Source organism: Marinomonas ostreistagni (assembly GCF_016461785.1).
Classification (GTDB): domain Bacteria; phylum Pseudomonadota; class Gammaproteobacteria; order Pseudomonadales; family Marinomonadaceae; genus Marinomonas; species Marinomonas ostreistagni_A.
The window spans coordinates 44,541-56,960 of sequence record NZ_JAEMUH010000006.1 but is presented as its reverse complement, the minus strand read 5'-3'; the positions used below and the strand labels follow the sequence as shown (position 1 = coordinate 56,960).

The following is a 12,420-nucleotide window of genomic DNA, read 5'->3' as shown; positions in this document are numbered from 1 at the left end:
ATTCTAATGAGGCCGGTATAGCGAAAGCTATACCGGCCTTTTCGTTTTAAGGAATAGAATATGAATTTAATGACCCCTACAACTGGTCCTGTCGCGATTACAAGTAATGGCCTAGTCCCTATGGTTATTGAGCAGACAGCTCGAGGCGAACGTTCTTTTGATATTTATTCTCGTTTGCTTAAAGAGCGAGTTATCTTCTTGGTGGGGCAAGTAGAAGATCACATGGCCAACCTTGTTGTGGCGCAATTGTTATTCTTAGAATCAGAGAACCCTGATAAGGATATCCATCTATACATCAATTCACCGGGCGGCTCTGTGACAGCAGGGATGTCTATTTATGATACTATGCAATTTATTAAGCCTGATGTAAGTACGATGTGTATTGGTCAAGCAGCAAGTATGGGTGCATTGTTATTGACGGCTGGCGCTGAAGGTAAGCGTTACTGTTTGCCTAATTCACGCGTCATGATTCACCAGCCTTTAGGTGGATATCAAGGTCAGGCTTCTGATATCGAAATTCACACTCGCGAAATTCTGGGTATCAAGCATCGTTTGAACGAAATCATTGCGCATCACTCAGGTCAACCAATTGAGAAGGTTGCTCAAGATACAGATCGTGATAATTTCATGAGCCCGCAGTTGGCTAAAGAATACGGTCTAATTGACGATATTTTAGAAAAACGCGAAGTTTAAAAAAGGGTGGACTTTAATGTCTGATGATAAATACAGCCGAGGTGAGCATTCTGATCGTTTGCTGTACTGTTCTTTCTGTGGAAAGAGTCAGGATGAGGTTAAGAAGCTAATTGCTGGCCCTTCGGTATATATCTGTAATGAGTGTGTTGATCTTTGCAACAACATCATTACGCAAGAATTGATGCAAGGTGAGGGTGAAACTGAGGCAAAAGATGAGTTGCCGACACCTTCAAAGCTTGCCACAGCGTTAGATGATTATGTAATTGGTCAAGATCGAGCCAAAAAGGTCTTGGCGGTTGCAGTTTATAACCATTATAAACGTTTGCGTCACCAAGGTTTGGCAAACAAAGATATTGAACTTGGTAAGAGTAATATTCTTTTGATTGGTCCTACTGGTAGTGGTAAAACGCTATTGGCTCAGACCCTTGCCCGTGTTCTGGACGTGCCATTTACAATCGCAGATGCGACAACGCTGACTGAAGCGGGTTATGTGGGTGAGGATGTTGAAAATATCATTCAAAAGCTTCTGCAAAACTGTGATTACGATGTCGAAAAAGCGCAACGTGGCATTGTTTACATTGATGAAATCGATAAGATTTCTCGTAAATCGGATAACCCGTCTATCACTCGTGACGTATCCGGTGAGGGTGTGCAGCAAGCGCTATTGAAGCTGATCGAAGGTACTGTTGCATCCGTTCCTCCACAGGGTGGTCGTAAGCATCCTCAGCAGGAGTTTGTTCAGGTAGATACTTCGAACATTCTATTTATCTGTGGTGGTGCTTTTGCTGGCCTTGAGCGTGTGATCAGTGATCGTACAGAGAAAAGTAGTATCGGCTTTAAGGCAACGGTTAAGAGCAAAGAAGAGAATCGTTCTTTCTCTGAATCTATTCATGACGTTGAAACAGAAGACTTAGTGAAATTTGGTTTGATTCCTGAGTTCGTTGGTCGTTTGCCTGTTGTGGCAACACTTTCAGAGCTTGACGAAGAAGCCTTGATGACGATTTTGAGCCAGCCTAAGAATGCGTTGACTAAACAGTACCAGCATTTATTCGAGCTAGAAGGTGTTGAGCTTGAGTTTACCGAAGAGTCTTTACGCGAAGCGGCTCATCTGGCGCTAGAGCGTAAGACCGGAGCTCGTGGTCTACGCAGTATTCTTGAGTCTTCCCTTCTAGATTGTATGTTTGAACTACCTAACCGTACTGATGTGGCTAAGGTGGTCATGGATGCATCGTCGATTCGTGGTGACTCTGCACCTCTAATGGTCTTAGAGAGTGAGCAGAAAGACGCATCTAACGGTTAGTTTTAATCCGTTCTTCGCTTGGGTGGCCTCACCCAAGCGACATACTCTTCAAAACTTTAGTTTTTCTTTTTAATTCCCTTCTTATAAATGCTTGTATTTTAAGTTCGTTGACCTTATCTCTACTGTATACCAGTTAAATCACACATCATTGCAGAGTTCATTGATGTTCAGTTGGAAGTAATTATGTCTGAATCAGATTCTAAATTTTTACCAATGCTCCCTTTGCGCGATGTCGTCGTGTATCCGCATATGGTACTGCCTCTTTTTGTCGGGCGAAAAAAATCCATAGCTGCTCTAGAGTCGGCTATGGATGGCGATAAATTAGTATTTTTGGTAGCGCAACAAGATGCTTCTAAAGATGATCCCAAGCGTGATGATTTATATACAATCGGTACGGTTGCAAAAGTAATTCAATTATTACGCCTGCCAGATGGTACTGTTAAGGTTTTAGTTGAAGGTCAATACCGCGCAGCCCTTCAAAGCTTAGAGGAGGGGGATGAGTGGGTTTCTGCATCCATTGAAGAGGCGGCGGAAGCCCAGGACGATGAGTCGGAATATCCTGCGATCCGTAACGCTTTGATTAAACAACTTGACGAATATGTTGCCGGTAGTAAGCGTATTCCAAGTGAAGTGGTAACGTCGCTTAAGTCTATTGATGACTTGTCTAAATTGATCGACTCCATTGCTGGTCACATGAGCCTGAAGCTTGAGGATAAGCAACGTGCGCTGGAGTTGAATTCACTTATTGAGCGTGGTGAGCATTTAATGGGGCTTATGGATGGGGAATTAGATATTGCTCATCTTGAAAAGAATATTCGTAGCCGCGTTAAAAAACAAATGGAGAAAAGTCAGCGTGAGTACTATCTGAATGAGCAAATGAAAGCGATTCAGAAAGAGCTAGGTGATATGGATGAAGGCAGTAATGAATTAGATTTGCTGCAAGAGAAAATCACTGAAGCCAAAATGACTCCTGAAGCGACTGAAAAAGCAGAAGCTGAGTTAAAGAAACTAAAAATGATGTCGCCTATGTCTGCTGAAGCAACGGTGGTTCGTGGTTATATCGATTGGTTGGTTTCATTGCCTTGGTCAAAGCGCTCAAAAGTACGTAATGATTTAGCGTATGCCGAGAAAGTGCTTAATGAAGATCATTTTGGTCTTCAGGATGTTAAAGATCGTATTTTAGAGTTTCTAGCTGTTCAGCAGCGTGTGAAGAAGGTGAAAGGTCCTGTCCTTTGCTTGGTTGGGCCACCGGGTGTGGGTAAAACATCGCTTGGGCAGTCTATTGCACGTGCGGTCAACCGAAAATATGTACGCATGGCATTAGGTGGCGTTCGTGATGAATCAGAGATTCGTGGTCACCGCCGTACTTACATCGGTTCAATGCCTGGTAAGCTGCTTCAAAAGCTTGCAAAAGTTAAAGTAAAGAACCCACTGTTCCTGCTAGATGAAATTGACAAAATGGGTATGGATCAACGAGGCGATCCAGCATCGGCACTTCTCGAGGTGTTAGATCCAGAGCAAAACCATACGTTCAGTGATCACTATCTAGAAGTGGATTACGATCTTTCGGATGTGATGTTTATTTGTACGTCAAACAGTATGAATATTCCTGGCCCATTGGTGGATCGTATGGAGATTATTCGTATTCCTGGTTACACCGAAGACGAAAAGTTAAACATTGCGAAGCGTTACTTGTTACCTAAGCAAGTCAAGCTTAGTGGCTTGAAAGCGTCAGAAATTGAAGTTTCTGATGAGGCTTTGATGGATATTATTCGCTACTACACAAAAGAAGCGGGTGTCCGTGGTCTTGAGCGTGAAATCAGCAAAGTTTGCCGTCGTGTTGTGAAAGAGCAAGCGCTTAAGAAAAGTAAAGATGCTGTAAAAGTTTCCTCTGAGAATTTAGAGGAATACTGTGGCGTGCATAAATTTAGCTACGGAAAAGCCGAAGAGAATAACCAAATCGGACAAGTAACGGGGCTTGCTTGGACGTCAGTTGGTGGCGAATTGCTGACCATTGAAGCTGCTGGAGTTCCAGGTAAAGGCCGTCATGTGAAAACGGGCTCACTTGGTGATGTGATGCAGGAATCTATTCAAGCGGCATTAACTGTTGTCCGTAGCAGAGCGGTTGGTTTAGGTATTGATGAAGATTTTCATGAGAAAATAGATCTTCATTTACACGTTCCCGAAGGTGCGACACCTAAAGATGGGCCAAGTGCTGGTATTGCAATGTGTACTGCTATTGTCTCCGTACTCGCTAAAGTGCCTGTGAAAGCCTCTGTGGCCATGACAGGTGAGATTACGCTACGTGGAGAGGTTCTACCTATCGGTGGCTTAAAAGAGAAGCTTCTGGCGGCTCACCGTGGTGGGATTAAAACCGTACTTATTCCTCAGGAGAACACTCGAGACCTGAAAGAAATTCCAGATAACATTAAGTCTGATCTTGAAATTATTCCTGTAAAATGGATCGATGAGGTGTTAGATGTGGCATTAGAGTATGTTCCTTCACCAAAAAGTGAAGAATCTGTGTCGGGAAAGGAAAAAACTGTTGATGAACAAGAATCTGTGAGTCATCATTAGGCCAAACCCTGTGTTGACAGGGCCTAAGATAGGCTTGTATAAATGCTCATCTAAATCCGACCGTTACTTTTGGTCGAATTAAAAATCTAAGGAACCACGATAATACTGAAGGGGTAGAACGTGAATAAATCAGAATTAATTGATGCTATTGCCACGTCCGCAGACTTGTCTAAAGCTGCTGCAAGTAATGCACTAGATGCGACTTTGACTGCAATCGAAGAAGCGCTAGCAAAAGGCGACCAAGTAACTTTAGTTGGTTTTGGTACTTTTTCAGTAAAAGAGCGTGCGGCACGTACTGGTCGTAATCCTCAAACTGGCGAAGAAATCCAGATCAGTGCTGCTAAGGTACCTAGCTTTAAAGCAGGTAAAGGCCTTAAAGACGCAGTGAACTAATGAATTTGGAGCGGTAGTTCAGTTGGTTAGAATACCTGCCTGTCACGCAGGGGGTCGCGGGTTCGAGTCCCGTCCGTTCCGCCATTAGAGCAAAGAGGTGTGTTCCCAGCGGAATGCACCTTTTTTGTTTACAGATAATAGTTTTTAAGGTGGAGGCAAGATGCTCCAGGATATTAGAGATAAGTCACAAGGCATTATCGTTAAGGTCATTATTGGTGTTGTGATCGTGACTTTTGCTCTGTTCGGCGTTGAAGCATTAGTGCAAAGCTTTACATCGACCGATACGGTTGCCGAGGTAGACGGCAAAGAAATAACGCGTACGCAGCTATTGCAATCTGCTGAAACTCAGCGTCGTCAGCTTATTTCAATGATGGGAAGTCAGATAGACCCATCAATGCTTGAAGAGAATGCTTTACAGCGACGTGCATTGGATGAACTGATTCAACGTACTGTTATGATGAATCAGGCAGAGCAGTTAAATTTAGGTGTGTCAGATGCGCAGGTAGATGCTTACCTATTACAGGCTGAGCAATTCCAAACAGATGGGCAATTTGATCAGAACAAATACTTAAACTTTATTCGCTCTCTTGGTTTTACGCCTTTAGCGTTTAAAGAACGTATTAAGCAAGACGTGCTAATTCAGCAGACACGAAATGCGCTAGCAGGATCAGAATTTGTTCTGCCTAGTCAAGTCGATGAGATTGTTGCTTTACAAAATCAAAAGCGTAGCTACGACTACATCCGTTTTTCTCTTGCGGATGCATCTGAGCAAGTCACAGTCGATGACGAGGCGTTACAAGCATATTACGACGATCATCAAACAAGCTTTGTTTCCCCAGAGCAAGTGAAGCTTGATTATGTTGTGATCTCCACAGCTGATCTTCAAGATCAAATCGAAGTCTCTGATACAGAACTAAATGAAGCCTATCAAGCGCGTGTAGCGAGCTTCCAAGGAGAAGAGCGTGAAGCAGCGCACATCTTGGTGGATACTTCATCACGCTCTGAAGACGAAGCTCAAGCGCGTATCGCTGAAATTAAGGCGAAATTGGATAGTGGTGATTCGTTTGCAGATCTTGCTGCCAAGTATTCTGATGACTTAGGTTCTAAAGATTCAGGTGGTGATTTAGGTTTTGTATCTCGCGGAATAATGGTTGAGCCATTTGAAAATACGTTATTTTCTATGGAGCCGGGCAGTGTTGAAGAGGTGAAAACTGAATTTGGTTATCATCTAATTGAGCTGAAAAGTGTCAGTAAAACAGAAGCACCATCACTTGCAGATATGCGTGACGAATTGATGTCTGATTTGGTTGCTGAAAAGGCAAAAGATAAGCTTCTGGATCAGCATGAAACCATTACGGACCTAGCATATGCGAGCGATGACCTTTCAGCTATTGCTAAAGAATATGGGGTTGCTGTTCTGACTTCAGATTACTTTGGTCGTGACGGCGGTTCAGATGATATTACTTCTGCTCCAGCAATTATTGCCGCAGCATACAGCCCAACGGTTTTGGAAGACGGTCACAACAGTGATCTGATAGAATTAAGTGACGAACAGGTTGCGGTGATTCATATTAATGATCATAAAGCTGAAGCTCAACAAACCTTTGATGAAGCGAAAGATGCGATTACTTCTATTGTTGTTCAAGAGAAAGCAGTAGAAAAATTAAATCAATTGGCGGAGCAGTCGTTAGCATCAGGAGAAGGTGATTGGTCTTCAGTAATGCAAGCAGAGCGTGGGCAAGACGAAGTGACGAGTCTAGCTTTCGGTTTGCCTCATCCGGTTGATGGTAAAACCTCTACAGGTGTTGAGACCGCTGCAAATGGTGATGTGGTTGCGATTCGATTAAACGAGGTTTTACTCGGCGATCAAACGGTTGAAGCGTCTCAAAGAGACATTTATGAAAACTATTTGTCACAAACGCTGACAACCATGGCCTTGCGAGCTCAGCAAAACTTTCTAACAAACTCTGCAGAGATTGTTAGAAACTAGTTTTGTTTCCTTGAGTGAAAAAAAGACCACGCATAGCGTGGTCTTTTTGTATACCGTCTTATTTATTTTTGAGCTGATCAAAAAAACTTATCGGTGGCATATAAAATACGCTGCCATATGAGGCGGATGTGTATTGCATAAGATGATCGACATTGCCTTCTTCATCGCCCTCTACCATGCTTTTAAGCATCAAGTTAAAAATGTCAGGGGTTTTAGAATAGCTTGCAAAGATAAGCCCTTGCTCTGATAAGTCCCCAAATGGCATGCTTTGACGCAGCAGTTCTAATGATTTTCCATTTTCATCTTTTAATGACGTCCGCTTGGTATGAGCATGTGGTGATTTGTCTGCGCCGGCATATTCTTCATTGTCGTATTTGGTTCGGCCATAGGTGTCCTCTTGGACTTTTAGATCCTGTTGCTCCCATTTAGAAAGATCATGGACAAACTTCATATAGTTAAAGTATGAACCACCTTGATACTGGGGCTCATCATCAGAAACGAGTGCAACAACATCTCTGTCATCTCCTTGAGGGTTCTCAGTTCCGTCTACAAACCCAGTGAAATCTCGGTTGTCTAAATATTTAAAGCAATTTACTTGTTGCTCTAGTGTCACGTAACCTGAAACAGCTTTATATAACTGCATGGCCAATTGGTGCGTCACATCATGACGGCTTGAGCGAATGTGCCACATCATATCAAATGCTTGATCCTTTACGCTCAGTAGCGGACCACTAAGTGAAGGGAATTGAGTAAGCTGCTTAGGTGCTTTGCATTGTGTTATGCGCTCAAAACTATGAATCGAGAAGCCAATTGCTGCATGAAGCTCTGCGTCAGGGAATTGTGACTGTATTGCTTCGATTAACTTAGGGAAAGAAGCAAGAGCTTCTCTTAAGTTTTTTTCTTGTCCAACTACAGCATTGAGAGCAATGAAAGATGCATCACTGGACGCTTCAGCAGTAATGCCTGTTTGGTGTACCTGCGTCATAGTTAAAGAGCTCCTTAGGCTAGAAATTAGGGTATAGAGTTTTTAGTTGACTGGCCTGTGATGGTTTTGTTTGGCCTGTTACATATTCTTCAAGAGCGTCAGCTAAAGCGTCGCCATTCCAATAAGAAGAAGCGGAAGAGGAGTACATGACTAACTCTGCTTCCATTAATAATTGCGTTAAATGCGGTGTGTCGGTCAAACGCTTAATGTCATCGACGCTTCGTATGGCATCATCTCCCCAACGGTGTCGAGCCCATTCCAACAAGTTTAGGCGTAAAGTATTTAGGTCACTATGACGACACCCTTTAATAAGCTGCTGATAAGCGGCCTCTTCATTTCCAGATGACAAAGGTGCGAACTCTTGAAGAGTTGGGACGCTGCTTGCTGCATCTGCGACGAAGCTGCTACGACGCTTTAAAATGATCCAAAGCCCAAGACCAATTCCACCGATTAGCATAATGATTCCTGCGGCAATAGCCATCCAATGGGGCGATGAGTTATTTGGTGTCGTAATGATTACCTCGACGGGCTCAGGGCTCTCAATACTTTTTTCTTGAGTCGAATTCGGCTGCTTGGACTTGGCTAAAGAAATCGGGGCAACCGAAGTACTTTGAGGCGGAATCTCTTGTTTCAATGTGCTCTCAGAATCCGTAATCGGATTCGTTGGGTCGCTTTGATTTGTACTAGAGTTATTTGGTAGGGGGGCCACGTCCACTACTGCGGCGCTTGCTGTTGCAACTTTTGTTTGTCGTGTAATTGGGTCCCAATAAGTGACTTGCACGTCAGGAAGTTTCAAGGGACCAGATTGAGTTGGTACCACTTCAATTCGCATCGATGCGTGACCTGTCACACCATTAATATTTTTGTTGGTTTCGTAATTAGGCGAAGCAGGGTATAGCTTATAAGCGCGATTGCTTGGGTAGCTGATAACGGGCAGTTGTTCGCCTAAAACACCTTGAGCGGTGATATCTATGTCCCAGAATAATGTGTCACCAATGCGCGGGTTGCTTGCACCGTTTGATAATACTGATCGTGCTGTTACAGCATTCGTTGGAAGCCAGTTACTGTTGCCATAAGAGGCAGGAATAGATAATACATTTAATGAAATTGGAGTGCTTTTGATGCTTACTTTATGAATGCCAGTGTGAGTGTTGACCATCGCTTCTACGCTTTGATTTACTAACTCAATTGGGCCGCTTAATTGAGGAAAGGCCACATATTCTCTGGTTAGCACTTGGTAAGAGGTACCATTAATTTCCTCGTAGCGCATTTGATCATCTGATAGTCGTTCCAGTAGGAGGCTAGGGTGGTTTGGTGTTGTCAAGTTTGCGCTTTGTAGTGGCACAGCTGTATAAAGCTCCAACGTAACAAGAACTTGCTGCTGTACGTAAGGTTCTGTGATGTCACTTTTGAACTTGAGCATGACGAGTGGATTTCCCAGCTTGTCCGTCATTTGTTTTGCAGGTTTAACTTCCAAATAAAGCGGCTCTGACTGAAGTTCACCTACTTTTATAGGTGGAATTTGGAAGTTACCAACAGCTTTGGGCATTAAGGTTACTACCCAGAAGTTTAGGGCCTGGTTGGTACCTAAATTAAAACTGAATTGGCTATTTTGAGTGCGACTAACTATCTCAAAATCGCGCTTTAAAGGTGATAAGTCAGGTCCATTTGCTGTGTTTGCAAAGTCAGTACGAATCGTTAGTTGTACGGCTTCGCTTTCACTGATAATGGATTTATCAAGAGCTGCTGTCACTTGATCTGCGATAGAAAAACTTGAGAACGCAAGGGCTGTGAGAAAACATAATACTGTAATAATTGGTCTTGGTAGAAAGTAAAGGTTAGCTACCATGGCTGTTGCCCTTCTTCTTGATTAAAGCGGTTCTCGTGACGTCTTTCCTGATGTAGATACCAAAGCTTGCGCTTTAGTAGGTTACCTGGGTCGTCTTGAATCTGTCTAAGCCATTGATTAAGAGCTTGTTGTTGCTCTTTTTGAGTTTGCTCGTTTGCAATATCTTGATTTGTATCGCTGGCTTGAGTCGATGTTTTATTATCCTGCTTTTGAATTGAGTTGTCTTGCTTTTGCTTATTTTTGTTAGTGTGCTCTTGGTTTGTTCTGTTTTGAGCTTCTGAAGGAGGCTCTTGCTTTTGGGAATTATTGCTATCAGGCTGACGGCTATTGTCTTGCGCCTTATTGTTTTCACTTTGTTGTTTAACCTTCTTAACATAGTCTAGGTTTTGTTGTGCTTCGTTGAAGTTGGGCTTGAGTGTTAATGCTTTTGTGTAGGCCGTAATTGCTGCATCGAGTTTTTGGCTCAAAGCTAATGCATTTCCTAGGTTATAATAATCACTTGCACTGCTGGCTATGTTTTCAAGTGCTTTAGCAGAATCTTCATAGCGTTGTCCTGCGTAAAGGCTTGCAGCTTTCCATTGAGGTTGTTGAAAGTAGTTAGCCGCGGTTTCCCATTGGCCTTTATTGAATGCGGTTTGTCCATTTTGATCTGGCGTTTTAAACCAATCTAATGGGGATGCATGACTCGTTGCTGGATGTTGTAGGGCAAATATAAACAAGCCAATGAACCAACCTTGACGAAACTGCAGTAATAGCCAAATTAGAAAAGGTACAGCGAAAAGGTGTCCTTGATCTTGCCATGTTTGGCCAGATATCTGTGATCGTTCTGCATTACTTGGGGCAGTGCTTTTTACAATATTTTCAATCTCACTTCGCTCAAGTGTATGCAAATAGAAATGACTATTAGAGTATTGCGATGCGTTTTTGATTTTTGACAACGGAGCGGTAGCGATCGCGTCGATTCCGTCTTTTTTTAGTCGCTGTCCATCGGGCAGCAGCATGGTCCCACCTTCTTCAGTGCCAATACCAATTAAGTCTATTTTAATACCTTGTTCGCTGGCTCGCTGTAACGCCATGCGATCTGCATCGTTAATGTCATCAGTTAAAATAATAAAATGATTTACTGATGAGGGTGTTGCCGACCTTATGAGTGTTTGGGATTGTTCAATGGCAGATTTTAAATTACTGCCGTATAGCGGCATAATGATTGGCTCAAGAGCAACAAGGAAGTGAGTTAAGGTTTGCTTATCTTGAGTAAAAGGACTGATGGTATAAGCATCTCCGGCAAAGGCAACCAAAGCAACATCGCCCTCGAGATCAGCGTTGAGGATATCTCTCACTATCTGCTTAGCCCTAGTCAAGCGGTTTGGTCGAATGTCGGTTGCATACATCGATAATGATTGATCAAAAATAAAGACCGTTTTTTGCTGCGCTACATACAGTTCGGTTTCAGTTTTCTGAAAGCTAATGCCGGCAATGCCAATTACAAAAAAGCTGGCAGAGACTAAACCAAGCCAGTGGAAATAGCGTTTAGAAGAAGGTGTTTCAACTATAAAGGGAATCAGATGAGAGGCAACCTTGTGCTTTAGCTGAGAGGATTTAGGCTTAAAGCCGAGTAACAGGTAGCTAAGCCATAGTATTGGTACTAAAAGTAGCCAAATTGGGCGATTAAAATGTACTAGCTCAAACAGGGTCATGATGACTGCTTCCCTGCCAGTGTAAGACGACCACTACTCAATAGGCTCATCCCTAATGTAAACAAAGAGGCAAGTCCTAACCAATGGAACAGTGAGGTCTGAGGGCGTTGAAATACATCTTCGGAGGGGGTTGGCTCAAGCTGTTCAATCAGCTGATAAATCATCTTTAGCTCTTGTGTGCTACGAGCCCTGAAATACTGCCCTCCAGTCAATTCGGCAATATTCGTTAATAGGGGTTCATCTAAGTCACTAGATGGGTTAACCACTTTTGGTCCGAAGAAGCCTTGAACAACCATTTGCTCCGCACCAATACCAATTGTATGAATAGTAACGCCTTGTTTAGCTGCGTAGTTGGCGGCTTGAAGAGGGCTGACTCTACCGGCAGTATTGGCACCGTCTGTCATAAGAATGAGCACTCTCTGTTCTGCAGGTATATCTTGTAACCGTTTGATTCCCAAACCAATGGCTTCACCAATGGCGGTTTGCTCGCCAGCAAATCCAATTTGACTCTCTTGGACAAGTTGGTTAATGGTTGCAAGATCAAAGCTAAGTGGCGCTAGGAGGTAAGCTTTACTACCAAAAACAATGATACCTAACCGGTCACCTTTTCGTGCTTGAATGAATTGTGATAGCACTTCTTTTGCTGCGCTAAGTCGATCCGCAGGTTGTTCGTTAAGAGTCATGTCAGGTATTTGCATGCTTCCAGAGAGATCTAAAGCCACCATGAGGTCGCGACCTGTTGGTGGGATATAGTTAGGCTCTCCAAGCCATGTGGGCCTGCTTAACCCCGCTATCAATATACACCAAGCTAAATAAAGCAAAAGTAAACTGATGGATAATTGTCTTAGGCGAGGCTTTTCATGTGTATTAAAAAGCTCGTTGTACTGCCAATATGTAGTGTGTGATGACGATTGGCTTTGATTTATCATCCGCATA

General features: G+C 43.2%; 9 protein-coding genes and 1 tRNA gene. 6 read left to right on the top strand and 4 right to left on the bottom strand.

All coding sequences use genetic code 11. The annotated features are described in order from the left end of the window. The first annotated feature begins 60 nt into the window (after window positions 1-60). The 6 genes from clpP (at window position 61) to JHD44_RS07290 (ending at window position 6,953) form a co-directional block, all read left to right on the top strand. On the top strand, window positions 61-693 hold the full coding sequence (clpP, locus tag JHD44_RS07315; protein WP_133560189.1) for an ATP-dependent Clp endopeptidase proteolytic subunit ClpP: 633 nt from the start codon (window positions 61-63) through the stop codon (window positions 691-693). Window positions 694-709: 16 nt separating this feature from the next. Continuing rightward, entirely contained in the window at window positions 710-1,993 is a 1,284-nt protein-coding gene (gene clpX / locus JHD44_RS07310; protein WP_199462110.1) for an ATP-dependent Clp protease ATP-binding subunit ClpX, read from the top strand. Window positions 1,994-2,176: 183 nt separating this feature from the next. Beyond that, complete coding sequence (lon, locus tag JHD44_RS07305) at window positions 2,177-4,570, top strand: endopeptidase La (RefSeq protein WP_199462109.1); 2,394 nt, start codon at window positions 2,177-2,179, stop codon at window positions 4,568-4,570. A 120-nt stretch (window positions 4,571-4,690) separates the two neighbouring features. Continuing rightward, window positions 4,691-4,963, top strand: a complete 273-nt coding sequence (locus JHD44_RS07300; RefSeq protein WP_067038717.1) for an HU family DNA-binding protein — start codon at window positions 4,691-4,693, stop codon at window positions 4,961-4,963. A gap of 7 nt (window positions 4,964-4,970) precedes the next feature. Further along, window positions 4,971-5,047: transfer RNA gene (locus JHD44_RS07295), tRNA-Asp, on the top strand. A gap of 76 nt (window positions 5,048-5,123) precedes the next feature. After that, the gene (locus tag JHD44_RS07290) at window positions 5,124-6,953 is read left to right on the top strand and encodes a SurA N-terminal domain-containing protein (protein WP_199462108.1); all 1,830 of its coding nucleotides are present in this window, start codon (window positions 5,124-5,126) and stop codon (window positions 6,951-6,953) included. Window positions 6,954-7,011: 58 nt separating this feature from the next. On the opposite strand, the gene JHD44_RS07285 is transcribed toward JHD44_RS07290, so the two are convergent. The 4 genes from JHD44_RS07285 to JHD44_RS07270 are packed head-to-tail and all read right to left on the bottom strand — an operon-like array spanning window position 7,012 to window position 12,209. Further along, entirely contained in the window at window positions 7,012-7,938 is a 927-nt protein-coding gene (locus tag JHD44_RS07285) for a Dyp-type peroxidase (protein WP_199462107.1), read from the bottom strand. A 19-nt stretch (window positions 7,939-7,957) separates the two neighbouring features. Further along, a complete protein-coding gene (locus tag JHD44_RS07280) occupies window positions 7,958-9,787 on the bottom strand; it encodes a BatD family protein (RefSeq protein WP_199462106.1) in 1,830 nt (609 codons plus the stop codon). After that, entirely contained in the window at window positions 9,781-11,484 is a 1,704-nt protein-coding gene (locus JHD44_RS07275; protein ID WP_199462105.1) for a vWA domain-containing protein, read from the bottom strand. The genes JHD44_RS07280 and JHD44_RS07275 overlap by 7 nt, the downstream gene beginning before the upstream one ends. After that, window positions 11,481-12,209, bottom strand: coding sequence for a VWA domain-containing protein (locus JHD44_RS07270; RefSeq protein ID WP_233401879.1), 729 nt, complete (start codon window positions 12,207-12,209; stop codon window positions 11,481-11,483). Before JHD44_RS07270 ends, JHD44_RS07275 begins: the two co-directional genes overlap by 4 nt. Window positions 12,210-12,420 lie beyond the last annotated feature (211 nt).

Excerpts from the sequence above, each read along its gene's own strand:
- clpP (WP_133560189.1), top strand. The coding sequence starts at position 61 with ATGAATTTAATGACCCCTACAACTGGTCCTGTCGCGATTACAAGTAAT.
- clpX (WP_199462110.1), top strand. The coding sequence starts at position 710 with ATGTCTGATGATAAATACAGCCGAGGTGAGCATTCTGATCGTTTGCTG.
- lon (WP_199462109.1), top strand. The coding sequence starts at position 2,177 with ATGTCTGAATCAGATTCTAAATTTTTACCAATGCTCCCTTTGCGCGAT.
- JHD44_RS07290 (WP_199462108.1), top strand. The coding sequence starts at position 5,124 with ATGCTCCAGGATATTAGAGATAAGTCACAAGGCATTATCGTTAAGGTC.
- JHD44_RS07285 (WP_199462107.1), bottom strand. The coding sequence starts at position 7,938 with ATGACGCAGGTACACCAAACAGGCATTACTGCTGAAGCGTCCAGTGAT.
- JHD44_RS07280 (WP_199462106.1), bottom strand. The coding sequence starts at position 9,787 with ATGGTAGCTAACCTTTACTTTCTACCAAGACCAATTATTACAGTATTA.
- JHD44_RS07275 (WP_199462105.1), bottom strand. The coding sequence starts at position 11,484 with ATGACCCTGTTTGAGCTAGTACATTTTAATCGCCCAATTTGGCTACTT.
- JHD44_RS07270 (WP_233401879.1), bottom strand. The coding sequence starts at position 12,209 with ATGGTGGCTTTAGATCTCTCTGGAAGCATGCAAATACCTGACATGACT.